Genomic DNA, 24,523 nt, shown 5'->3' with positions numbered 1-24,523 from the left:
TATTCTGCACTAAAATTGTTGTTTTAAAATCAAAAGCAGGTACCTATCCATATATGTATAATGTAGCAGTTAATTTAGAGAACGGCAGACGAAGGTAAAAGTAAAGTTGTACGTGAATAGTTCGAGGACTGGGCTCGGCACTATGATTGCATATGGTATTAATGAATTAAACGGGGATATAGAGATAAAAAGTGAAAAAGGAAAGGGAACATCATATTCTGTGGTGAAGAGAGGCTTTACGGGTGGCTAACGGGTGCTTTACTTCTAGAAGGGGATAAGCCTTTTTCCTTGAGCTATCGGGGCAGGATAAAAAAAGGCTATATCAAACTGCCAATCGGCGGTGAAGTAACAGCTAAATGGACTTCGACAAGTAAGAAAATCCATGATGTAAAGAAAAACTCTCTCTTTTTCAAGAGGGAGTTTTTTCGTTTACATTTGAATTAGAGAAGGAGAATGAAATTAGAAATTTTAGAAGAATTTAAAATTTTTGATTCATATAACCAGACAAATAAAATTGAAGCATTCCGAGCTAATTAAGCAATGTAAGTATCTCTTTTATTGCATTATCAACAAATGATCGTTTTGGACGAGATTTCATTATTACGGTTAGTCCAATTAACGATACGATTAGCGCCTGTGCTAATGCCTTCGCGTTTACATCGGTCGCGAGTTCACCTGATTGTATACCTCGTTCAATGGTTTCTTGAAATATGATTGAAAGGTACATTTGATGTTCCCTTGTAAGAATTTCAAATTTCTCATCATGAGGCGCAAGTTCGACCATTGTATTAATGCAAAAGCATCCTTTACTGCAACTTTCTGTGTATTCCTCAGCAACCACTTCTTCAAAAAAAGTGCAAAATGCTTCCTTTACTGATGGAAAGTTTTGAAGTCTGCTTCGGATTTCAGAAGCACGGGACATCGTGTATTTGCGTAGTGCGGCTTCGAACAAATCTTTTTTACCACCAAAGGTAGAGTAAATACTGGGTCGTTGAATTCCCATTCTGGAAGTTAAATCACTTAATGAGGTTGCTTCATATCCCTTCTCCCAGAATAGTTGCATAGCTGCATCTAATACTCTTTCTTCGTCAAATTCGCGGGTTCGTCCCATAGTCAAAACCTCTCGTTACTCTTGATTTTTTTATGTTTAAATATATCTATCATATGAAACTGCCAATTGCCTTTAATTACGTACTGAACAGTATATTATAAATATATATTTTTCACTTAATATTGTCAAATGTAGGCCAGTTATACCTAACATGGGATTTCCAAATACAAAGACGTGATTACCCGAAATATAATTTGTACGTTGACAGAATTAGTTTCTGTGAGTTATATTTACCAAGCAATATAACATACTGTTCGGTACGTTATATTTCTCCGTATCCAAAAATAATGGAAAAAAGGGGTGTACAGATTGGAGGAAATTAAAGAAAAAATAGCAGTCAATGCAGAGATAAAAGCGAATTCGACTCGGGGAGCATTTATCTCATCTGATTCAGTCCGTGTCTCTTCTATGTCTCGTAAAGTGTCATTATTATTTGCGGCTGCCTGTGGGATGTCAGTCGCCAACATCTACTTCGCACAGCCGCTACTAGATCAGCTGTCGAGTGAGTTCGGTATCGACCATTCCATCATTGGAATTGTTATTACCATCACTCAAATCTTTTATGGATTAGGATTGCTGCTGTTAGTGCCTCTTGGTGATTTGCTGAACCAGCGCTTCTTGATTATCGGCCAGATGTTACTATCCATAATAGTCTTGGTTATAGTTGGTACTGCTTCCACCAGCACGATACTATTTGCAGGAATGGCTTTAGTGGGGCTTCTTGGGGTCGTAACTCAGACTCTTGTGGCGTTCGCAGCATCTATGGCTGCTCCTGCCGAACGAGGACGTGTCGTTGGTTTTGTAACAAGCGGGATTGTAATCGGCATACTTCTTGCGCGGTCCTTTGCAGGAATATTAACGGATGTTGCGGGTTGGCGTTCCGTATATCTAGTCTCTGCTGCGCTAATGCTTTTTATGGTTTGTATGTTTTTTAGGGTATTGCCCAATGTTGAGCGAGAGGTAAAGTCATTGTCCTATCCTAAGTTGCTTAGATCGGTGCTTATATTGTTTAAACAAGAACGGATTTTGCGCATCCGCTCTGTTCTTGCCCTGCTGATTTTTGCTGATTTCAGCATTTTGTGGACTTCACTCGTACTGCCCCTTAGCACTCCGCCATTTTCTCTTTCGCATAGTGCAATTGGAGCACTTGGTCTTGTAGGAGTGGCTGGGGCTTTATCTGCAGCTCGAGCAGGGAAGCTAGCTGATCGGGGTTACGGACAGAGAACGACGGGCATTTCTTTGATTCTATTGTTGATTTCATGGTTTTTCATCAGCTATACAGAGCAGTCTCTATTCGCATTAGTTATAGGTATTGTTCTGCTTGACTTGGCTGTACAAGCCATACATGTTACTAATCAAACTATGATTCTTCCATTGCGACCGGAGGCACGTAGTCGGCTAACTGCCGGGTACATGGTGTTTTATTCTATCGGTAGTGCAAGCGGTTCAATTGCTTCTACCCAAATGTATGCGAATTATGGTTGGGAAGGAGTATGCTTTCTCGGGGCGTCAGTTAGTGCTTTAGCTCTTCTATTTTGGGCAATGACTAGGCGCGATACGGCTTCCGCATAAAAATAAGCTGTGTCTTATCATATCCAGATTCAACATCACGAATATGAGCTACACAGCAACCAGTTTTAGAAGAAATGAATACTAGTACAGAATAGAGATCTGATATTGTAATTTGTTGCTTTCAAAGCTGTGGCGGAGAAAAATTTGAAATAGGAGAGGATTGTACATGGAAATAGGTATTACTTCATTTGTAGAAACTAAGCCAGATATTCAGACTGGAGAAGTGATGAGTCACGCACAACGATTGCGTGAAGTGATAGAGGAAATTGTTCTTGCTGATCAGGTGGGACTTGATGTGTTTGGCATAGGTGAGCATCATCGGGAAGATTATGCGGCCTCTTCACCAGCAGTTGTGATGTCTGCAGCCGCTTCGCTGACGAAACGGATTCGGCTGACTAGTGCAGTTACGGTGCTTTCTTCAGCTGATCCGGTGCGCGTTTTTCAGGATTTTTCTACGTTGGATGGCATTTCAAATGGGCGTGCGGAGATTATGGCGGGCAGGGGTTCATTTATTGAATCTTTTCCATTGTTTGGCTATAACTTGAATGACTATGATGAGCTGTTTGAAGAACATTTGGAATTGCTCCTTAAATTACGTGAGGCCGAAAAAGTAACTTGGAAAGGTAGGCATCGAGCAGCGATTAACAATTTGGGAATATATCCACGGCCCGTTCAAAATCCTTTACCGATATGGATTGGCAGCGGAGGAAATCAGGAGTCAGCTATCCGTGCTGGTTTGCTAGGACTGCCACTGATGCTGGCGATTATTGGTGGAAACCCGATACAGTTTGAACCGCTCGTGCAGCTTTATAAGAAAGCAGCAGCGCATGCTGGTCACGACGAATCACGGCTTAAGGTTGGATCGCATTCGATAGGATTTATTGCAGAGAATACTGAAAAAGCAGCAGATATGTTTTTCCCATCTACCCAGGCAGGCATGAATAAACTCGGCAAAGAGCGGGGGTGGGCGCATTATGACCGTTCTAACTTCGATGCCGCTCGCAGTTTTGAAGGTGCACTGTATGTTGGCGATCCAGAAACTGTTGCTCAAAAGATCATTCACCTTCGTAAAAATGTAGGCATCACACGCTTTATGATGTATGTACCGTTAAGCACTATGCCGCATGACCAAGTGATGAGAGCTATTGAACTGCTAGGAACAGAGGTAGCACCACGGGTTCGAGAGGAAATAACCAAGTGGGATGCTGAGACAGAAAATATATCATCATTCAAGTTAGATTCATAAGGCCTCATACTAAATTGAGATGATAGATTTTGTTTCAGTTATTGCAAACAATTGAAGAGAATTCTTACCAATTTAAATTCATTGAGTACCTAGTACTTAATAATTTATTGCTAACTCAAGCACCATCCACTTTAAATGGAACAGTTCTTCAACTACCATGAAAATTAATTTCTTCAAGAAAAGAAAAATGACAATACTTAAGAAGACCCCAGCTTAATCGTTTAAAAAAAGGAGCGCGTACATTAATAAGTCTATGATTTCGGTGGATTATTAGTATTGACTCTCTTAAGCATACTCTGTGGTGCAGCACTATTTTGTGCTGCATGGAGGCTAAGGGGTGCTTTACTTGAAGATCATTGAGCTGTTTAGACAGCTCATATTTTTTCTTCAACTAACTCCTCAAGAATTGCCGTTAGATATGGCTGCTCTGTTAAAAATAATGCAAAGTTCTATTGATAAAAGCAATTTATTAGTTCGATGAAGTTGAGCTTATTTTACTGAAATTACTTTTTGACTAGGCAACTCCAAACAATTCAATTGTCCTCCGTATACAGCTCCACCATCGATACCGACGATTCGATTGCTTCCAAAATAGACATTGTTATTGTTGATATCCCTATGAAGAGAATTTGTTTCTGTATGTCCAAATATCACAATCTTTTCACCATTATAGCCTTTATGAAACTCGTCTCGAATCCACATTAAGATATGTGGATCTGTCTCAGCAATAGGTGTCGTTGGGTGTACGCCCGCGTGAACAAAAATATAATCGGATGTTTCTATGTAATTTTCTAATCCTTGTATAAACTCTAAGTGTTTATTTAGTGTAGATGATTGTAGCTCTGGTTTTTGGAACTTTTCTTCACTTGCGGCTATATCAATTTCTGAAAAACCATAGCTAAATAAAGTTTTATCTCCACCACATAATTTAATCCAGTGGTTCCACGATCTTTCTATGTCAGTAGTTAAAGCTTTTATCATCAAATCTTCATGATTACCTTTAAGCAATAGAGCTCCGGCTTCTTTTAAACTCATCACCTTATCAATAACACCTTTTGTATTAGGTCCTCGATCTACATAATCACCTAATAAGATTAATTGGTCAGTTTCTGGATCGTAGTCTACTTCTTCAAGTAACTGTTCAAACTTCTTTAATTCACCGTGTATATCACTTATTACAAGAGTTCTTTTCATTTATTTCGCTTCTTTCTAATTGAATATGTAATCTATTATTAACTAATCTCAGAGTAACTTCAAACTGTTTATGTTATAAGAAATAAAGATAAAACACAAAACAAAACTTTTTCATTATTCATAAAATAAGCTTCCTCCAATTTTCTGAATAATAGGGGTTCTTTTCATTGTAATTAGAATCCTTACCGAGCTGTTAATCCATGTCTTTCCAGGCGTATAGTATATATTTCCCCCTCCATTAGTATTTTATTAATTTTAATTATAAATTCATAATATTCATACTTTTATTCTTATAAAAATCATGTATAATCATAATAATATTACTGAAATTAATACTTGATAGGCGTTTAGACTAATGGAAAGAAGGGGATAGGGTATGGGTATTCCTACACTATTATTAAATGCATTCATTATTATCCTATGTATTTTTTGCTATCAAGTATTTTGGTTAGATAAAGATGGGAATAAATTACGCAACAATGTATTAATTTCTTTTCTTTCATCAATTGCTACTGTTCTTTGTATGACGTTCCCTTTTAGTTTTCATCTCGGATATATTTATGATTTACGGCTTATTCCTATCATACTAGCCTTTCTATATGGAGGTTTAAGAAGCTTTATTTTTGTCACCTTTGTATATCTTTCTTACCGTTTTTACTTAGGTGGAAACGGCTTTTTACCATCAGTAATTATTATGGTTATAATGTTCTTTTCTAATATTGCAATATATAATTTTTTTCTACCAGCTTATATAGAGAAAAGGAGAATACTGTTTGGCTCACTGTTGATTCTCATTTGCACTAGTTCTTTTTCTGTTCTTGCTATAATGTACGAAATAAAGATAAATGGAACAGTCAGCTCTGAATGGATGCAATTTTTCTGTAGCTATATAGTAATCAATATCCTTACCGGATTGTTATCTATTTATTTAATTGAAGGAATAATTGATAAGTTCAAAATGAAAGATAAAATTCAAAGGGCAGAAAAATATTATGTGATTAGTGAATTGGCCGCTTCTTTTGCTCACGAGATTCGAAATCCAATAACTACGGTATATGGATTTATGCAGTTGTTTCATAAAAATGAAATCTCGGAAACACATAAGGATGAGTATATACAAGTCATGCTGCAGGAGTTAGAAAGTACACAGCTCATTATTGACAATTATTTATCATTAGGAAAACCACAAAATAATGTTCTAAAAGACTCGTTAGATATTAGCCTAATTATGAATCAAGTTATAAATAATATTTCACCGCTAGCCATCTTATATAATATTGAAATCAAAAGCAGTATAAAAGATTCGCTTTCTATTAATGCTAATGCCGATAAAATAAAACAGTGTTTAATTAACATTATAAAAAATGGGATTGAAGCCATGGATAGTGGTGGAATACTACGAATTAATGTGAAAAAGGGAAAGAATAGTATTGTGATTGAAATTGTCGATTCAGGCAGAGGAATGTCACCTGAGGAGATAAAGAGAATCGCCATGCCGTTTTATTCATTAAAAGAGGAGGGGACTGGGCTCGGCACTATGATTGCATATGGTATTATTAAAGAATTAAACGGGGATATAGAAATAAAAAGTGAAAAAGGAAAGGGAACATGTTTTTCAATTATTATTCCTTCATTATAAAAGAGCCCGACATCGTCATGCTGTTTAATTAACTTTTACATTCGAAATCGAAACCGTATTCTTTATTTTTTTCTTGAAGAAGTAGTGAATTTTATGTCCACTGTAACCTTCCATTTCGGATATATAGCTTGAAGTGGTAGAAATTATTGATGATTTCTCATCTTAAATCTAGGAAAGTCGTTAAAGATATTAGTATTGGGATACGTTTAATACTGGGTTAGTTCAACTAACTGATTTTAGTATTACGTAAAGCATTGATAAAACAAGCTTTCTCATATTTAATTTACTGAGTTAAACTTGTTTGATTAAGTTACTTTAGCCTTCTTGGATCAACACCCCTGCAAATATGTGAGATTTTGGGAAAGCAAGTGATCTTTTAGAATATATAGTCCCCGTTCCCATAGGTGGCAATTCGAATGCCTCGCTTATCTTAATACCCTAGGGGCTTTTAGAAATCCCTTAAATGAAACAGGTGTAGAAAAACGAATTGTTTTTCTACACCTGTTTTTGTGTTTTTATCATTCTACTTTCAATAGATTGAAGACCATGGACATGATGCAAAAATTCGATTATTGTATAATCACTTTTCATATAGGTTCAAGTAAATAGTTGCTATTTCATTGTTTGAAAAAGCATGGGCAAGACTCTGCAGTGAGGTGCGCGTGGCCGTTTAAAAAGTCCATGATCATATACTGAACTAAGTATTTACTATTTATAAACGCTCCGGCTACCAATTGAAAGGCGCAATCGCTAGTTCTGTCTAGGCATATTGATGACATCAATTTAGGGGGTACTGAGAAACTATACTGAGAAATAATTTTACTAATTATTTGCAGAAACATTACTTTATATCACAGGATTTAGGGTAGGAGCAATTTTTTGTCGAGAACTTGCGCAATTCCCATACTCTGTACGTTAATTTTTAGGGAATTTTAGAAGTAGGCGAAACTCTTGCTGAATTACAATAGAATGAATTCTTATAGTCAATATCAAATAAGAGAATCAACAATTACCGATTCTATGTTTAATGAAACAATCCAGACTGTCTGGACTTCTTCAGTAATTCATTTGTTTTCTTGTTCGATTTTTCTTTCAAGAAGGCACCAAAAAGTAGGAAGAGTATTCCTACGCATGATAGAAATAGGATGTCTATGCCTGCTTTTCTCCAAATAATACCTCCAACTGCCTCGCGCATAAGATCTATTGCATAGGTGAACGGTAATGCAGGATTAATCCATTGGAAAAATTCAGGGAGCAAAGGAACTGGATATGTTCCACCAGAACCAGCGATTTGTAAGACCAACATAATGATTGAAAATGCTTTTCCAATATCTCCGAAAACCGATACAAAAGTATAAACAATGGATATGAATACACTGCTGATAAATAATCCAAATATAATAAACCAAAAGGGTTCTTGAACTTTAACTCCAAGTAAGGCTATGTCTCCAGCTGTGACAATGAGCGTTTGCATAATACCGATTGTCCCAAAGGTTAAAAGTTTACCGAAATAGATTTCACGTGCATGATATAAGTCTCCTTGGTGAACGTTTACGGAAAGTAAGGAGATTAACAATAGGCAGCCAACCCAGATTGCTAGAACTGAATAAAAAGGTGTCATGCTAGTGCCATAGTTTTCTATTGGGAACAGTTTATGTTCATTTAACTCAATAGGTTGTTTGAGAAATTCACTTTCTGCACTTGGGTTATTTTGTAGAAGCTGAATAAAATCGTTAATATTCATTTCGCTTTGGAAACTTCGAATTCTCTTTGCAAGTTCTGTTACTTTATTGCTAATGTAAGGATATTCGTTTAGCACAGTTTCGATTAGTTCTTTGCCGTCGTTGACGTGAGAAGAAGTACTTGTCAAAATGCGATCGACTTCAGGTAAAATAGTTTGAATACCATTCATAATACCTTTTGCTTCTGTTAACATTTGCTTTACCTTTTTTATTTCACTGAGAACAGTGGGCTCAATCGTATTCTTGTATTCATTTATAAAACTGTCGATTTGAACAGAAGTATTCTCAGCAATCTTTTGTAAATCAGTGATTGAATCTTTCAGTTGTGTTTCTTTTGAAAGTACTAGTTTATTTATATTTCTCGCATTTGTTTGTGCTTCCTGAAGAGTCCCTTTAAGTGCGGTTGTTTTTTGAATAGCATCGTCTAGTTTTTCTTTACTTTGAAAGTCTGTATTTTGCGCATTCATTTGTCTTAAATCTGTCAAGCTTTCTATAATTGTATCAACTGTACTGATTGCATTTGTCATTTGTTGATCCAACTTCTTTTGAGTGTTTTCCAAATCCGATGTGTCTACTTTAACGAGTTTTAGTTTCGTCAATAACTTATTAGCTTGTTGGGCGATGTCTTGAACTTTTTGTAGATCACGGTTGATTTGAGGCACTAATTCGTTAAATCCAGACTCAGCTTTCGTTAAAAAATCGGTTGTGTTTGCAATAGTTGATAATCCATCATCTGTAAGTTTTTTTACGTTTGAAAGACTACCTTGAGTACTTTGAATAATCTTTTGAGCAGATGCTGCATCGCTTAAAGAAGCATTTAATGATTGATGTATATCCGGTAGTTTTTGTTCTATTTCGAATACGTATCGTTCAAATTTCTGAATGTCAGGTAAATCGGCTTCGATTTCTATACCCAATTTATTAAAAACATCAAAAATAGTTCCATTTACAATAGCAGCGAATTCGTTGCTCATTTGGTCTACAATGAGGCTGACACCAGTATCAGAAATTTTCGGTGCAATGGAATTAATTTTTTCATTTACATAATAATCGACGTTTGCTTTCTGAGGTACTTCTGAAATGACCGATCCTAGTCTTTCCGTAAAGTTTTTTGGAATAATTATTACAGCAAAATAGTCTCCGTATTCTACTTTTTCCATTGCTTCATCTCTATTCGTGAATTGCCAATTCATATCATGATTACTTTTTAATGTTTGAACCAGTTCGTCTCCTGCATTAATATTTTCTCCACGAATGGATGCGCCAACGTCTTCATTGACAATTCCTATTGGAAATTGCCCAGTTTGCCCGTATGGATCCCATGATGCAAGAATATTGAGCCATGCGTAAAGAGAGGGAAGAAAGATAAGACCACCAATTAGAATAGCGGCTACCCAGTTGGTACTTATACTTTTAATGTCTTTTATAAAGATACTTCTTATATTCCTCAACTCAACGTTCCTTCCTAATGGTTTATGAGTAAATTGCTTATAATAGAGTAGGTAATATTTAGGGTAGCCATTCTCTATTCATTTCAAACCGTTACCCAAAATGACGAAGTTTAACTATCTTATATGTCCATGGGGTGGGGACACGACAATCCATTGACATATTATAGATTTTTTATAGATTTCATTAATTGTTGCTTAGAGAATTGTAAATGCTATTCATAATCCGAGTGGTTATTGGAATCTGTTTGTTTAGCGGTTCTATTGTATCTGGTTATACACAAGCCGTATAATTTTTTGAGGTATTTGAGAGGTTATATATAATTAACGGTGGAATTGATTTAGGATTTCTCAACCCAATGATATTTGCGAAGATTTTTTCTGGACAAGTCTAATGAAGGGAAAATGAGGAACTCTGATAATAATACCTAAAACTTTTGGAGGTTGAAGACATGAAACAACAAGAGTTAAGTAAGATGAACGAAGCGGGATGGAATCAATCTGCTTATCAGGCATGGGTTAATCGCCACGGCTTACCGAAGGAGTATGCACAAAAACTAATAGAAAATCCCACTCAAGCTATTTCACATTATTTGAAGTATATGGGGGACGTAAGGAGTAAAAAAATAGCTAATCTGCTAGGTTCAAAGGGTAATAAAGCAGTATCCTTTGCTTTGTTAGGAGCAGAAGTAACAGTTGTCGATATTTCCAAAGATAATAGTCGATATGCATTAGAGTTAGCGGATGAAGCAGGAGCGCCTATAAAATACATAGTTTCTGATGTACTAGATATACCTGAGTACGAAAAGCTAGTAGATTTTGATTTCATCTTATTAGAATTGGGGGTATTACATTATTTCGTTGATTTGCAGCCATTATTTGAGCTTGTATATCATTCACTTAAACCAGGTGGGAGATTTATCGTGAGAGACTATCATCCGTTTGTATCCAAGTTGCTTCGTGCAGAAGAAAATAAAATGATCGCAAGTGGGGATTATTTTGACAACGAGTTTGTTGAAGTAGATGTTGCGTACAGTATCTTATTAACTGATACGGAAAAAGCAAATTTAAACAAGAATACAATTCGTAGGTGGACATTAGGTGAAATAGTAACTACCATTGCAAAGGCAGGTTTACGTATCGAAATATTGGAAGAAGAATCAGGCGTCAGATGGGCATTCCCAAACGATTCCCCAGGAAATATAGAAAAAAAGATTCCAGGTTTATTTACGATTATTGCTAAGAAGTAACAAAAGCTCTATATCACCGACTTTAGCATTGCGGTTTTATGGTTTTATAATAAGGAATAGAAAGATAATCGTTAACGGGCTGTTGACGCTAAAAAGTTCATGTCGAATACATACAAGCATGGAATGGCATGTATTCGACTGTACTTAATTCATACCAACCAAAACACTTCTTCTTTCTAAAAAAACATTATCCCTCCATACGCCATCTATTTTCCCAATACGTTCTCGTATACCTACTTCTCGAAAACCATTTTTCTGATGTAGATGAATACTAGCTATATTTTCTGGGAAGATGGATGCTTGAAGTGTCCAAAAACCATGTTCTTCAGATGCTTTAATTAATAATTGCAAAAGTAAATTTCCAATACCTTTTCCTTTTGAATTAGGATGCACATAAATACTAACTTCTCCTACACCTACGTACACAGTTCTATCCGAAACAGGTGAAAGTTTGCACCACCCTAAAATTGTATTTCCTTCATGTAGAACTAGCGTACATTCTAGGTGTGCTTTGGACAGCCACTTTTCATATGAAGGTGGAGCTTGCGATTCGAATGTCGCATTCCCTGTAGCAATACCAGCCTTATAAATGGATTTAATTTGATTCCAGTCATCTTTCGTTGTTTTTCTAAAAGAGTAGTTCATAAATTATTTCCTCCTTTACATTAGATTTTATTTTTATTACTTGTATTTTGCAAGTAAATGTTTTATAACTAATGGAAGAGGTGAAAATCATGGAAAATAAACGTGAATTATTTCAAGTTTTAACTCGACGTTTTGGATTGTTGAACAAAAACTGTTGTTCCATTGGAGCGATAGATATATCAACTGTTCAAAGCCATATTATTTATGAAATTGACAAACAGCATACACCATCTATGCAACAAATTGCAGATACATTGGCAATGGATATCACTACGTTTAGCCGACAAATCCAAACATTAGTGAAAATGGAGTTAGTAAAAAAAACACCTGCTGCTGAAGACAAACGGGTTGTGATATTGAGCTTAACCGTCCAAGGAAAATTTGTTGCAACATCGATTGACGAATCAATGAATACTTATCTCAATGATGTATTCTCTCAGATGAATGAATTTGAACGAGAAACAGTCATTCGCTCACTGGAATTGTTAAATAAAGCGATGTCTAAGTCAACTGTTTGCTGTTCTACTATGTGCTAAGATTTATGTCTTCGTTATCAATTACTTGTAATTTACAAATAAATTTTCTGTGGAGGTTATGAAATGAAACAAATTGAACTAATAAACATTTCGAATTGCTGTGGAACTAAGCCTCAGTACTTGGAGAGTAAGCCCCCGCAAACAGATCAAAATTTACCGACGGCTATTATTGGTGCGGGTCCAGTTGGTTTAGCTGCAGCTGCTCATTTAGCTGATCGTGAGGAGCCTTTTATCCTCATCGAGTCAGGGGCACGAGTTGGGACGAATATTCTGCAATGGGGGCATGTGCGTTTATTTTCTCCTTGGCAATACAACCTCGATAAAATAGCAATGCAGCTACTTGAAAAGAGCGGGTGGGTTGCACCTGATTCCGAACAACTACCATTAGGAAAAGAGATCGTGGAAGACTATTTAGAACCCCTAGCGAATTTACCTGAAATTTATCCAAATATTCTATTCAACACCACCGTAACTGCTGTTAGTAAAAAAGGTTTAGACAAAATGAAAAATTATAATCGTAGTGATGCTCCATTTGTTTTATATTTGGAGCAAAAAGGCAAGACGAGACGTATGGAAGTGAAAGCTGTCATTGATGCAACTGGAACTTGGTCACACCCTAATCCAGTGAATGCAGATAGTTGTTGGACGAAAGAAGAAAAGGAATTAAACAAACATATTTACTACGGCATTCCAGATCTAACCAGTGCTGAAAGTGAGCGATACATGGGTAAACGCGTTGCAGTTGTTGGTGGTGGACATTCAGCTATTAATACTATTTTAGAACTTTCGCAATTAGGTCAACAGGTAGAAATCTACTGGATTATGAGAAAGAAAAATGTAGAGGATGCTTATGGTGGGCAAGAAAAAGATGCACTTCAAGCTAGAGGTGAGCTAGGAAGCCGTATTCACCACTTAGTTGATACAGGTAAGGTAAAGGCAATTACTCCATTCCACATACATGAGCTGAAGCATTCAGACAGTGGGATCGAAATTATAGGAGAACAGAATGGAGAAGGTTTTTCACTTACAGGTGTGGGTGAAATCATTGCGAATACCGGTAGCCGTCCGGACTTTTCCTTTTTAAGGGAAATAAGGCTTAGTGTAGATTCAGCAACAGAGAGTGTAGCAGCTCTTTCCCCTTTAATCGATCCTAATCTTCATAGTTGTGGAACTGTTCGACCCCATGGAGAAGAAACGTTAAGACAACCGGAAAAGAATTTTTATATCGTTGGAATGAAAAGCTATGGACGCGCACCTACATTCTTAATGGCGACAGGCTACGAACAAGTTCGATCCATAGTAGCTTATTTAACAGGGGATTTCGAATCCGCACAAAGGGTAGAACTCGAATTACCGGAAACGGGAGTATGTAGTACCAATTTAACAAGTCAAAATGGTGGAGCATGTTGTGGCTCTTCTTGTTAAGGAGTGAGGAAATATGACGGTCAATAACGGTGGGAAATTATCAACGGAATATTTTGTTTCATATTTGAAGTTAATTATGAATGCAAGAAATTGTTCGCTAGAAACAGCTAGCACAATTATGTTCGACCAGTTTTTTAAAGGTAATAAAGATACATTTGGAGCTTATAGTTACAGAAATTTTTTAAAAGCATTCGAAGGCTTCTCATGTTGTCATTCGTAATATAATTTTATTTAAGTAAAGGAGAGGTCAAATTGACTGACGCGATTTTAGCATCCTTGATTTTCCTTTTAACACTAACGTTAGTTATTTGGCAGCCTAAAAATTTATCTATTGGATGGACTGCATGTGGTGGAGCTATCATCGCATTATTAGTTGGGGTTGTAGGAATTCAGGATGTAAAAGAAGTAATCGGAATTACGTGGAATGCAACATTGTCATTTGTAGCAATTATACTGATTTCATTAATATTAGATGAGATTGGATTATTTGAATGGGCTGCTCTTCATATGGCGAAGGCTGCAAAAAGTAATGGAATTAAAATGTTTGTTTATGTCAGTATTTTAGGTGCAATTGTTGCGGCCTTTTTTGCAAACGATGGAGCAGCACTTATACTGACACCAATTGTTTTAGCAATGGTTCGAAATTTGAATTTTAAGGAAACGATGATTTTTCCTTTTATTATGGCGAGTGGATTTATTGCGGATACAACTTCGTTACCTTTTGTTGTGAGTAACTTAGTTAATATTGTATCGGCTGATTTCTTTCAAATCGGATTTATAGAATATGCTTTACGGATGATCATACCGAACTTATTTTCACTTATTGCTACGATTGCAATACTGTTCTTTTATTTTAGAAAAAGTATTCCTAAATCGTACGATTTATCCAAATTACGAGAACCAAAAGAAGCGATCCGTGATGTAAAGATGTTTCACCTTTCCTGGTATGTACTTGGGATCTTATTAATCGGCTATTTTGCAAGTGAGTCTATTCAACTTCCAGTTTCAATCGTTGCTGGAGTGATCGCGATCTTCTTTTTACTAATGGCGAAGAGAAGTAATGCGGTGAATACCGCAGCCGTTATCAAAGGTGCGCCATGGAGTATCGTATTTTTCTCCGTTGGGATGTATGTGGTCGTATATGGGTTGGGAAATGCATGGCTAACACATGCGTTAGCAGGAGTAATTCAAGTAGCTGCCGAGCAAGGTTTATTCATTGCGACGATGTCGATGGGCTTTATCGCCGCGTTTTTATCGTCGATGATGAATAACATGCCAACTGTGATGATCGATGCACTCGCAATTGCTGAAACGAATACTACGGGTACTATCCGAGAAGCACTTATTTATGCCAATGTTATTGGTTCTGACTTAGGTCCTAAAATTACTCCAATAGGGTCACTTGCAACCTTAGTATGGCTGCATGTTTTATCTCAAAAAGGTGTCAAAATTTCATGGGGAACTTATTTTAAAACAGGGATTGTATTAACAATACCGATTCTTTTCTTAACGCTATTAGGACTATATCTAACATTACAATTCTTTTAATGGAGACTAAGATGATGACTAAAAAAACAATTTACTTTTTATGTACAGGAAATTCTTGCAGAAGCCAGATGGCAGAAGGTTGGGCAAAAAAATATTTAAGTGACGAATGGAATGTATACAGTGCCGGGATCGAAGCACATGGACTAAACCCGAATGCGGTCAAAGCAATGAAGGAATCTAGTATAGACATATCCAAACAAACCTCCGATATTATCGTTCCTGACATTTTACATACAGCTGATTTAGTAATTACTTTATGTGGAGATGCGGCTGATAAATGCCCAATGACGCCACCTCATGTAAAAAGGGAACACTGGGGCTTTGACGATCCTGCAAAAGCGGAAGGAAGCGAGGAAGAAAAATGGGCTTTTTTCCAACGTGTAAGGGATGAAATCGGAGAAAGAATTGAGCGCTTTTCTAAAACTGGAAATTAGTAAACACCTAAAGCTGAGAGATATACTCTCGGCTTTTTTTATTAGACTTAGTCTAAAATCATCTTCGGAAGGTATTTAGAAATATTTATAGAATGTATGATAGAAAACTGGTAATTAATGAGGAGATATTTTTGGTGAAGCGAATTATAAGCGTCGTAGCTTTCATTATTTTGTTTATTAATTGGTACTATCCATATTCACCGATATCATTTACTAAATCATTCGCATATACAGAGCATATAGAAACTATTAATGAATTTAAAGATAAGTTAGAAACTCTACAAAGATACGAAGAGGTTGGCTCTACAACTAATTTAGTTGATAGTAGAGCATATTTGATTTTTGATAATTTAGAACAACAATGGCTGTTACATGAAAAAACGAAAAATTAAAAAGAGTGACTTGTTACAAATGCAAGCTGATGCACAAGCAATTCGTAATATGCTAATCGAACTTGCTTTTTTAGAACAGTATGATGATGAAATAGAAATTTACTTACAAGCCTCCTTACAGCAATCCATAAAAATTGAACAAAAGATAGGACAAGTGTATACAGGAGATTTTTATTCCCGCAAAGATTTAACTGTGTTATATCATAATCTTCAAGTAGATTTTAGAAGTTTACTTATGTCTTTTACTAGTTTTTACGAAGGCTATAAAACAATTGAATAACAAACCAGGATTGAGTACTTGCAATTATTATCTTTACAAATGATAAGATTGGTAATATTATTAGTTAGGTTAACTAACTAATTGCTAAAATAAATTATGAATTTGAAAGGTGAAATTATGTATTCATTTTTTTCGAAGTTAAAATTGATACATCGTCCTTATAGCAATCAGACAAACGAGGTGCTTTTACCTAATGAGTTGTCTGAAATTCAATGGGGATTGATCCGCTATCTCTCGGAAATTGGCCCTTCTACTTTTACAGATGTTGCAGCTTACTGGGGAGTGGAAAAACCATCGGTCACACCGATTGCTCAGAAGCTAGTGGAGCAAGAAATCATATATATTTCCCCTGGAATAGATAAAAGGCAGAAAGTCATGCACTTATCACCAAAAGGTATGGAAAAGTATGAACAAGGTAAGGAAGCAATGTATTTATTTCAAGCACAATTGCTTGAAGGAGTTTCGCAAGAAGAAATAAAAGTAGCTGAGCAAGTACTTGAAAAAGTGCGCGCAAATTTATTGAGAAGAGGCTAGTTTGTGATGAAAGAAAAACTATGGACAAAAGAATTCATGATTGTATCCACGATTAATTTTATCATTACACTCATATTTTTCTTATTAATGGTTACCATTGCATCGTATGCAAAAACTGAATATGGTGCATCTACTAGTACAGCCGGTTTAGTATCTAGTATCTTTATTATCGGTTCTTTAATTGGTCGATTAGGAGCTGGTAGGATTATAAGTGATGTTGGTACTAAAAAAACGTTGTGGGCAGGTTTACTATTTTTCGCAGTCACATCGATTTTGTATTTTTTTGCATTCAATTTAAGTCTGTTAATTGTTAATCGTTTATTACAAGGAATCGCAGTGGGTATTGCAAGTACGGCCAATGGTACTATTATTGCTCAAATATTACCGAAAACACGTAAGGGAGAAGGGATTGGCTATTATAGTTTAAGTGCTATTTTAGCGACAGCTGTAGGACCATTTATCGGTATTTTATTGATGAAGTTTGAGAATGGATTCCAATGGATATTCGCTTTAAATGTGATGTTTTCCATCGTATGTTTAATCATTTATGTGGCTGTTAAAATCGATGTACCAATAAATAAATCTAATATAACTCAAGAGGAAAAAGGATCGTTTTTGTCAAAATTCATTGAACCAAAAGCGGTGCCTATCTCACTGATCGCATTATTGATTGGCTTTAGTTATTCTGGCGTTATGTCCTTTTTATCGTTTTACGCAGAGGAAATTAATTTAGTTTCAGCAGCAAGCTATTTCTTTTTAATTTATGCCATCGTTATTATTTTTTCTCGTCCATTTACAGGGAAATTGATGGATACAAGAGGAGCAAATATTGTGGCGTACCCATGCTTAGTCATTTTTGCTGTCGGTATGTTTCTATTTAGTCAAGCTACAGCTGGTTGGATGTTGCTAGTAGCAGCAGCATTTATTGGATTGGGTTATGGTAACTTCAATTCCATTGCACAGACAGTAGCAGTCAAAGTAACACCTCCTCATCGCTTTGGCTTAGCGACTTCTACTTATTTCATTTTATATGATATCGGTTTGGGTGTGGGTCCATTTTTACTAGGATTTTTTGTACCAACTACTGGATACCGACCGATCTTTGTATCTATGATCGTGATCATTTTATGCTGTGTTCCTCTATATCACTGGTTACATGGAAGAAAAGATAAAGAGTTGTTACGGGCATCTTAAATTTAGGTCTCAAAAAAAGAATCCACTTTGAACAAATTCTTGTTCAAAGTGGATTCTTTTTGTATTTGATATGTTAGTAATAAATTTTTTAGTGATAATGGATCTAAATAAATGGTTAAATGATCTTTATGTAGAATATATAAGGATACGCAAAAGTAAGGAGGACTTTCCAGTGAAATTTTATAGATTTGATCCAGAGGTAGGAAAGGGTATTGCTCATTTTAATTCAAATTTCATCATGTCTCGAATTATAAAGACAGAAAAGCCAACGCAGATTGGTTGTATGCATTTAGATCCAAACGGGATTGTGGGATTTCATCAAGCTGTTGTTTCGCAGTTAATGCTTATTGTAGGTGGTGAAGGCTGGGTTCGAGGTGATGATGCTGAAAAATATTGTGTTAAAAGTGGTGATGCTGTCTATTGGGAAAAAGGCGAAGGACATGAAACAGCAACGAATACTGGGTTAACTGCCATTGTAATTGAATCAGAAGAAATAAATCCCTCAAACTTTATGTCAATCAAAGCAAGTGAATCCTTAAGTTTGTAGGAGGGGGTTGCAGAAATGATTTATGGCGGAATAAAGTATAGTTGATCTCCGCGATAGGCGGACGCTTTCCACGGGGTGAGCGATAAGCCATCACCTCCGCTACGCGTCGTTTGTGATGGCTTATCTGTCTCACTCATCCCGCCGGAGTCGCCGCCTGCCGCTTCCATCAACAAAGTGATAAATGTTCGTATTTTAATGACAAAGTACTATTTATGAAATTAACTAAATTGCCATAAAAACTCTTAAATGGAGAATTTGATGATTATTGCTCACCTATTAGGATAATAAAAAATGTTATCAAATTCATGAAAGAACCTAACCATTCGTAATAGTATACTTTCTTATCTCGGTGGAACAGCCATTCCTCCAATCCACGATTTAACCCTAACAAAAAAAACAGTCCAAACATTGGGGTTGCTACAATCAAAGAGTAAGTTTGGAAATTAGACCTTTCAATCAAGCTCATAGTACTAAAAATAAATAAGAATATAAGGACGATATCAATTGCGAATGAATATGAGTTTCTTTCTATAAAAAATAATCCTTTCCATTTGTTTTTTATTTTAAGTCGTCTTTTCAAGTAAAACTCGGTAATAAATAGATAGATCGCAAATACAATAAGTAAGCTTACTATTGTAAATGTTTTCATTTGGTCTCTCCTTCCAACCTCAATTAAATGGCTTTTTTGTACAAGAGTTCTTCAAACAATTTTAAGAAGAACTATACTTTCCCGATTTTGAAAAGTTGAAGATACCTACTATTAAACAAGTCATACTTAACGCCCAAATAACTCCGGCAATCCCTAGCTGAAGTGAAATTTCTTCTGATGCCATTGGATGGTTATAATCAATTGAAATAACTTGAAAGGTAAAATATATAGCGATTGAGAACAACATAAGATGCAATAAAGTCCAAACATAACCAGAGTTCTTGTTGTTATTTTTTATCCAAAGGAACAAAGTAACAAAGATTGCAATTCCCATAACAGCTGCGGAACCACCGATTAACAAACCAAATATCTCTTTTTCTAATGGCATAAGACATCCTCTTTCAAGTGAATTGTATAAAAAGATTGTACCATTCGTACCGTTTAAATGGAAAGTGTTGTATGTAAGCGACCCGATGAAGGAAAAAGGTATTCCTTTATAGAAGTATAGATTAACTAATATGAATGTGGGTGAGTGTATGAGTAAGATTATTAATTACTATGAGAAATTTGATGAATGGGGACGTTTAGATAGAGAACCAATTGAATTCCATGTGAATTGGCACTATATTAAAAAATATTTGCCTGAAAATGGATGTGTATTGGATAACGGAGCTGGACCAGGAAAATATTCCATGGAACTGGCTAAAGCTGGCTATAAGGTAACGCTGACAGACTTAACGCCAAAGCTAGTAGAGATTGCAGAAAAAAAAGCACAAGAACTTCATTTAAATGAACGGTTTGATGGATTTTATGTTGCAGATGCTAGAGAGCTTACTAACTTAGCGGATAATCAGTTCGATGCATCCTTAATGCTTGGGCCAATGTATCACTTACAGGAAGCAAATGACCGTATAAAAGCAGTAAAAGAATTGAATAGAGTGACGAAAAAAGATGGAATTGTTTTTGTAGCTTTTATGTCCAGGATTAGACATGTTTTTTCATCCCTTATGTCTCCAGAAAATTGGAAACCAAATAATAATATGGATTCGATCTTACAATTCTCGGAATCAGGTTGCTTTAATCATGCAGATGAAGGGCGTTTTACTGGTGCTTATTATTATAATATAGATGAAATCAAACCATTTATGGAAGCACAAGGGTTTGAAAGTTTGGAGCTATTAGGGTCAAACGTAGGTGCTAACTTAACTAATGAAAACTGGAATTACTGGAGAACTAAAGGGGAATACGAAGTAGAAAAAGTAATCAAACTATTGATAGAAAATGCGACAGATCCTCATATTCTTGGAATATCATCTCATTTACTTTACATTGGAAGGAAAAAGGATACTAGTACGAACTGAGGGCACTGAAAAACTCTATTACAGAATTTTTTTACGATAAATATTTGATGTGACGATACTGTGTACTATAGGATTTAGCACGCCGGAGTGAGACTCCTGTGGGAAAGCGAACAGAGCCGTACTAAATCCAATTAGCGGATATTTATTAGGAATTTTATTAGAATACCACTTTTAAAGTTTTTCAACAGTATTACTTAGAGAAAAAACTAATTTTATAATCTTTATAAAACAGAGGGGTAATAAGATGTCAAAGGGACTTATTCATCATGTGGAAATATATGTTTCAGATTTAAAAAGGTCCATTGATTTTTGGGGCTGGTTTTTAGAGAAGGTAGGGTATAGTATTTTTCAGGAATGGGAAAGTGGACAGAGTTGGAAATTGGGAGAAACCTATATTGTTTTCGTACAGGCAGAGGAAAGATTCCTAGATATCCCATATCACAGAAGTCGAGTAGGCCTAAATCATATCGCATTTCATGCAGATTCTCGTCAACAGGTCGATGAGATCACAAACAGCTTACAAGATAAAGGAGTGCACATCCTTTATACAGATAAGCATCCCTTTGCGGGAGGAAATGATTACTACGCTGTTTTCTTTGAAGATCCAGATAGAATAAAGGTCGAATTGGTAGCGCCTCCACACGAATAGTATTTTATTTTTTGGAGCGCGATGGAATGTTGTAAAGCCATTGTTAACCCGTTAATCATATTCATATAGTGGGACACCTATTACTTATGCGTAATATGTGTCCCACTGGTTTATTTAATCTCTGGTCTTACCCAAAGCTTGGAAAAGTCAACGTGGCCGAAATGCTTGATGTTGATATTCATCAAATCTGCAGAAAAGGGAATGTGACGTTTAGCATAATATAAGGGAATGATGATTGAGTCTTCAATTAATGCTTGTTCTACTCGAACATTTAAGCTTGTCCACTCTTCAAATGGAGTGCGGGCATATTCTGCTAAATACGACCGGTATTTTTCATCATTCCTTAAAATTTCGGCTAGAGGGGAATAACCATTCATTAAAAAATGAAAAAATGAAAAGTTTTGATTCATCTCAAAAACTTCTCCATGGATAAAAAGATCTACACAACTGTTTTCAGCCCTATTAGAAATATTATCTGCAAAGGAAACCCATTTTGTTTCAATGGGAACCCCTTCTTTTTCTAATACATCCTTTAACCAAAACGTTGTGTTTTTGGTGTAATTGACCTCTTTTAATACAAGTGGCTTCTCTATGTTCGGACGAGTCACTTCTTTAACATGATAAGATTTACTTTGACCAATTAGACATCCTTGTGAATTTGGTAATATGTGCGGATCTACTTCGCTAATCTCATGGCGATATTTAGAAATGACAAAGTGTATATAATCCCGTACTTCTTTCCTTTGGATACTCGTATGCTGAGACGCATTCATGATAACAACTCCAAAACCAGAGTCACTCTCTACTGGAAAAAATGATTTTCCGCTGTCTTCCGTAGATGAGCGATAGACGATGTCAAATTCTTCTGGTACTTGGACAAATTCGATTTTATCTAATAAGGGTCTTTCCCCATAATAATCTTTAAACGCCACTAAAGTTGTTTTCGTTTCATTGTTTTCTTCTATAAAAAAACTGCCCGTTCCGATTAAAGCTTCGTTCTTTTCCTTGTATATACTCGTATTCATCGTACCTAACATTTGTAAACAGTAACTACAACCACTTGGAAAATTTATATCCACAATTAATGGAGCGACTACCTCCATCCTTTCAATTGGCTGCCATAATGTTTGAAACTGTCGATCATGCCGGAGTCTGTCTAAACAGATGACAACATCTTCTGCAGTTAAAACCGAGCCATCATGAAACCTAATATCTTTCTTTAAATAAAGTCGAAGTTTTGTTTCCGTCATATCCCAACTATGGGCGAGCTCAGGGGAAACAATTCCCTCTTCATCTACGGCAACTAATCGATTATAAATAGTTGCTACAATTTTCGCACTGGATACATCAGCTGCATATAATGGATGCATTGTTAAAAATGGGTACTTTCTTGGTACCACAAGCTTGTCATTTGTATTTTGAACATAGCCAAATTTCGTTCGAAATTTATTCATTAAACGCAGTTTGCTATCTATTGACCAGTCAAATAAGAGGTATTTGCTACTCACTTCCACGGTTTCTTCCTCGATGGTCTGCATGACTTGTTCTTCGAAAATAGCTTCAACGTCCTTTAACCATTCAAGCTTCGAAACGTTGCCTCTACCACGACCTGATGTAAACATGAGCCAACCTTCCGCTGACCATTTCTGTATATAGCGCGTTGTTTGTTTTAGACTTAAGTCCAGCACTTCTGCTAGTTTATCCTGTTTTATATTTCCGGACGGGACTGCATTCCATAAGGTTAATAAATGTTTATCCATCGAGTACACCTCTATAAGTGGACATATCTGTTTAAAATGTCCATTTTTCATTTCAAAAGTCTAGTTTAATATACTAAAGACAGAGGAGGTATACAAGATGAAATGGAAAAACTACCCACAAAATATTAAGGTGCGATTAATCACCTCATTTTTTAATCGAGCAGTATCATCAGCGGTAATGCCATTTATGGCACTATTTTTTGCACAAGAAATGAGCAAAGTTTGGGCAGGTGTATTTTTAGTATGTACGGTAATCATAGGTTTTTTTATAAATTTAATTGGTGGCTATATGTCGGATCGATTTCCACGTAAAAGAGTGTTAGTTCTAACGTCTTTATTGAGTGGTTTAATGTTTTTATTGATGACGATTAGTTTATTTCCTGAAAAGAATATCATCTGGTTATTTGCATTTGCATATGTAGCTTTTATCATCACAAGTAGTCTAGGTCGACCAGCCATGCATGCGATTATTATAGATTCAACGACACCTGAGAATCGAAAAGAAGTGTATGCACTCGATTATTGGTTAATAAATTTATCGATGGCTATTGGAGCAGCTCTTGGGGGATTGCTCTATGTAAATCACCAAATCGAACTCTTTATGGTTCTTTCCATTACATCCTTAATCCTCCCAATTGCGTATAAAATTTGGCTTATAGACGAGAATACGAGCATTTTGGAAAAACAGCATCAAAATGTATTAATGGATGTAATTCAAAATTATAAAGTAGCTTTTCAAGATAGACCATTTGTAAAAGTCGTGATTGGCTCCATGTTTATTATTGCAGCAGAGTTTTCGCTGAATAGTTATATTGGAGTTCGGCTAGCGGAAACGTTTAAGTCTGTACATATTGGAGATTTTGAATTAGCAGGCGTTCGTATGTTAAGTATGCTCAACATTGAAAATATGCTGCTTGTTGTTTGCCTTACATTTTTTATTAATAAAATAACAGATCGTTTCAGTAGCCATAAAGTATTACTCGTTGGACTTATAGTATATAGTATCGGTTATGTCACAGTCACTTCAGCAAATACGTGGTACATTCTCATTTTGTTTAACTTTATTGCAACAATTGGCGAATTAATCTATTCTCCTGTGCGTAATGCCGAGCAGGCGAATATGATTCCAGCTGACAAAAGAGGATCATATTCTGCATTTTCGAATGTTTCCTTTAGCGGTGGAGACCTAATCGCTCGTTCTACAATTATTATTGGTGCTTACTTAATCCCAACAATGATGTCTGTTTATATTGGAGTCATTTTAATGATCGGCATCTTCTTATTGTACACAGGCTTATTTTGGAGGAGACCTGTTGCAACAACAGCTTAACGATTAAAATTGTTAGAAGTTCCTTTTATTACTACAG

25 protein-coding genes are annotated in these 24,523 nt (G+C 35.9%); 18 read left to right on the top strand and 7 right to left on the bottom strand.

Annotation, left to right across the window (positions count from 1 at the left end):
- Positions 1 to 529: 529 nt before the first annotated feature.
- On the bottom strand, positions 530 to 1,111 hold the full coding sequence (locus MHB48_RS11970; RefSeq protein ID WP_342598292.1) for a TetR/AcrR family transcriptional regulator: 582 nt from the start codon (positions 1,109 to 1,111) through the stop codon (positions 530 to 532).
- 378 nt (positions 1,112 to 1,489) lie between these two features.
- On the opposite strand from MHB48_RS11970, the gene MHB48_RS11965 reads away from it, so the two are divergent.
- The 3 genes from MHB48_RS11965 to MHB48_RS11955 all read left to right on the top strand — a co-directional run bounded on the left by MHB48_RS11965 (position 1,490) and on the right by MHB48_RS11955 (position 4,410).
- Positions 1,490 to 2,683 carry an MFS transporter gene (locus MHB48_RS11965; RefSeq protein WP_342601370.1) on the top strand — a complete coding sequence of 398 codons (1,194 nt, stop codon included), beginning with the start codon at positions 1,490 to 1,492 and terminating at the stop codon, positions 2,681 to 2,683.
- A 166-nt stretch (positions 2,684 to 2,849) separates the two neighbouring features.
- Positions 2,850 to 3,929 carry an LLM class flavin-dependent oxidoreductase gene (locus tag MHB48_RS11960; protein WP_342598291.1) on the top strand — a complete coding sequence of 360 codons (1,080 nt, stop codon included), beginning with the start codon at positions 2,850 to 2,852 and terminating at the stop codon, positions 3,927 to 3,929.
- Between the two features lie 346 nt (positions 3,930 to 4,275).
- Positions 4,276 to 4,410 (top strand): hypothetical protein, encoded by a 135-nt coding sequence (locus MHB48_RS11955; RefSeq protein ID WP_342598290.1) that lies wholly within the window; start codon positions 4,276 to 4,278, stop codon positions 4,408 to 4,410.
- Between the two features lie 8 nt (positions 4,411 to 4,418).
- Here MHB48_RS11955 and MHB48_RS11950 read toward each other — a convergent pair whose 3' ends face one another.
- Positions 4,419 to 5,123: a metallophosphoesterase family protein gene (locus MHB48_RS11950; RefSeq protein ID WP_342598289.1), complete on the bottom strand. Its 705-nt coding sequence runs from the start codon at positions 5,121 to 5,123 to the stop codon at positions 4,419 to 4,421.
- A 376-nt stretch (positions 5,124 to 5,499) separates the two neighbouring features.
- Here MHB48_RS11950 and MHB48_RS11945 point away from each other — a divergent pair, with 376 nt between their 5' ends.
- Positions 5,500 to 6,762, top strand: a complete 1,263-nt coding sequence (locus MHB48_RS11945; protein ID WP_342598288.1) for an ATP-binding protein — start codon at positions 5,500 to 5,502, stop codon at positions 6,760 to 6,762.
- A gap of 1,024 nt (positions 6,763 to 7,786) precedes the next feature.
- On the opposite strand, the gene MHB48_RS11940 is transcribed toward MHB48_RS11945, so the two are convergent.
- Positions 7,787 to 9,955: a YhgE/Pip domain-containing protein gene (locus tag MHB48_RS11940; RefSeq protein WP_342598287.1), complete on the bottom strand. Its 2,169-nt coding sequence runs from the start codon at positions 9,953 to 9,955 to the stop codon at positions 7,787 to 7,789.
- 449 nt (positions 9,956 to 10,404) lie between these two features.
- On the opposite strand from MHB48_RS11940, the gene MHB48_RS11935 reads away from it, so the two are divergent.
- Complete coding sequence (locus MHB48_RS11935) at positions 10,405 to 11,202, top strand: methyltransferase domain-containing protein (RefSeq protein ID WP_342598286.1); 798 nt, start codon at positions 10,405 to 10,407, stop codon at positions 11,200 to 11,202.
- 144 nt (positions 11,203 to 11,346) lie between these two features.
- Here the strand turns inward: MHB48_RS11935 and MHB48_RS11930 are convergent, their stop codons facing one another.
- Positions 11,347 to 11,847, bottom strand: a complete 501-nt coding sequence (locus tag MHB48_RS11930) for an N-acetyltransferase family protein (protein WP_342598285.1) — start codon at positions 11,845 to 11,847, stop codon at positions 11,347 to 11,349.
- 89 nt (positions 11,848 to 11,936) lie between these two features.
- On the opposite strand from MHB48_RS11930, the gene MHB48_RS11925 reads away from it, so the two are divergent.
- From MHB48_RS11925 to MHB48_RS11880, 10 genes are all read left to right on the top strand, one after another.
- Positions 11,937 to 12,383, top strand: a complete 447-nt coding sequence (locus tag MHB48_RS11925) for a MarR family winged helix-turn-helix transcriptional regulator (protein ID WP_342598284.1) — start codon at positions 11,937 to 11,939, stop codon at positions 12,381 to 12,383.
- A 63-nt stretch (positions 12,384 to 12,446) separates the two neighbouring features.
- Complete coding sequence (locus tag MHB48_RS11920) at positions 12,447 to 13,808, top strand: NAD(P)-binding domain-containing protein (RefSeq protein WP_342598283.1); 1,362 nt, start codon at positions 12,447 to 12,449, stop codon at positions 13,806 to 13,808.
- A 13-nt stretch (positions 13,809 to 13,821) separates the two neighbouring features.
- Complete coding sequence (locus MHB48_RS11915; RefSeq protein WP_342598282.1) at positions 13,822 to 14,028, top strand: hypothetical protein; 207 nt, start codon at positions 13,822 to 13,824, stop codon at positions 14,026 to 14,028.
- Between the two features lie 32 nt (positions 14,029 to 14,060).
- Complete coding sequence (locus MHB48_RS11910) at positions 14,061 to 15,356, top strand: arsenic transporter (RefSeq protein ID WP_342598281.1); 1,296 nt, start codon at positions 14,061 to 14,063, stop codon at positions 15,354 to 15,356.
- Between the two features lie 14 nt (positions 15,357 to 15,370).
- Positions 15,371 to 15,790: an arsenate reductase (thioredoxin) gene (gene arsC, locus MHB48_RS11905; protein ID WP_342601369.1), complete on the top strand. Its 420-nt coding sequence runs from the start codon at positions 15,371 to 15,373 to the stop codon at positions 15,788 to 15,790.
- 134 nt (positions 15,791 to 15,924) lie between these two features.
- Positions 15,925 to 16,182 carry a hypothetical protein gene (locus MHB48_RS11900; protein WP_342598280.1) on the top strand — a complete coding sequence of 86 codons (258 nt, stop codon included), beginning with the start codon at positions 15,925 to 15,927 and terminating at the stop codon, positions 16,180 to 16,182.
- Positions 16,163 to 16,462, top strand: coding sequence for a hypothetical protein (locus MHB48_RS11895; RefSeq protein ID WP_342598279.1), 300 nt, complete (start codon positions 16,163 to 16,165; stop codon positions 16,460 to 16,462). Before MHB48_RS11900 ends, MHB48_RS11895 begins: the two co-directional genes overlap by 20 nt.
- A 117-nt stretch (positions 16,463 to 16,579) precedes the next feature.
- Entirely contained in the window at positions 16,580 to 16,996 is a 417-nt protein-coding gene (locus tag MHB48_RS11890) for a MarR family transcriptional regulator (RefSeq protein ID WP_342598278.1), read from the top strand.
- Positions 16,997 to 16,999: 3 nt separating this feature from the next.
- The gene (locus MHB48_RS11885; RefSeq protein ID WP_342598277.1) at positions 17,000 to 18,190 is read left to right on the top strand and encodes an MFS transporter; all 1,191 of its coding nucleotides are present in this window, start codon (positions 17,000 to 17,002) and stop codon (positions 18,188 to 18,190) included.
- Positions 18,191 to 18,362: 172 nt separating this feature from the next.
- Positions 18,363 to 18,737 carry a cupin gene (locus tag MHB48_RS11880; RefSeq protein ID WP_342598276.1) on the top strand — a complete coding sequence of 125 codons (375 nt, stop codon included), beginning with the start codon at positions 18,363 to 18,365 and terminating at the stop codon, positions 18,735 to 18,737.
- Between the two features lie 262 nt (positions 18,738 to 18,999).
- Here the strand turns inward: MHB48_RS11880 and MHB48_RS11875 are convergent, their stop codons facing one another.
- Positions 19,000 to 19,386 carry a DUF4181 domain-containing protein gene (locus MHB48_RS11875; RefSeq protein WP_342598275.1) on the bottom strand — a complete coding sequence of 129 codons (387 nt, stop codon included), beginning with the start codon at positions 19,384 to 19,386 and terminating at the stop codon, positions 19,000 to 19,002.
- 61 nt (positions 19,387 to 19,447) lie between these two features.
- Positions 19,448 to 19,774, bottom strand: a complete 327-nt coding sequence (locus tag MHB48_RS11870) for a hypothetical protein (RefSeq protein WP_342598274.1) — start codon at positions 19,772 to 19,774, stop codon at positions 19,448 to 19,450.
- A 148-nt stretch (positions 19,775 to 19,922) separates the two neighbouring features.
- On the opposite strand from MHB48_RS11870, the gene MHB48_RS11865 reads away from it, so the two are divergent.
- Together MHB48_RS11865 and MHB48_RS11860 are read left to right on the top strand one after the other, a co-directional pair.
- Positions 19,923 to 20,747: a class I SAM-dependent methyltransferase gene (locus MHB48_RS11865; protein WP_342598273.1), complete on the top strand. Its 825-nt coding sequence runs from the start codon at positions 19,923 to 19,925 to the stop codon at positions 20,745 to 20,747.
- Positions 20,748 to 20,991: 244 nt separating this feature from the next.
- Entirely contained in the window at positions 20,992 to 21,396 is a 405-nt protein-coding gene (locus MHB48_RS11860; protein WP_342598272.1) for a VOC family protein, read from the top strand.
- Positions 21,397 to 21,506: 110 nt separating this feature from the next.
- Here MHB48_RS11860 and MHB48_RS11855 read toward each other — a convergent pair whose 3' ends face one another.
- The gene (locus MHB48_RS11855) at positions 21,507 to 23,156 is read right to left on the bottom strand and encodes an ABC transporter substrate-binding protein (RefSeq protein ID WP_342598271.1); all 1,650 of its coding nucleotides are present in this window, start codon (positions 23,154 to 23,156) and stop codon (positions 21,507 to 21,509) included.
- 97 nt (positions 23,157 to 23,253) lie between these two features.
- Between MHB48_RS11855 and MHB48_RS11850 the strand changes: the two genes are divergently transcribed.
- The gene (locus tag MHB48_RS11850; protein ID WP_342598270.1) at positions 23,254 to 24,486 is read left to right on the top strand and encodes an MFS transporter; all 1,233 of its coding nucleotides are present in this window, start codon (positions 23,254 to 23,256) and stop codon (positions 24,484 to 24,486) included.
- Positions 24,487 to 24,523 lie beyond the last annotated feature (37 nt).

It is taken from the genome of Psychrobacillus sp. FSL H8-0483 (assembly GCF_038637725.1).
GTDB lineage: Bacteria > Bacillota > Bacilli > Bacillales_A > Planococcaceae > Psychrobacillus.
This window is presented reverse-complemented; position numbering and strand designations above follow the sequence as displayed.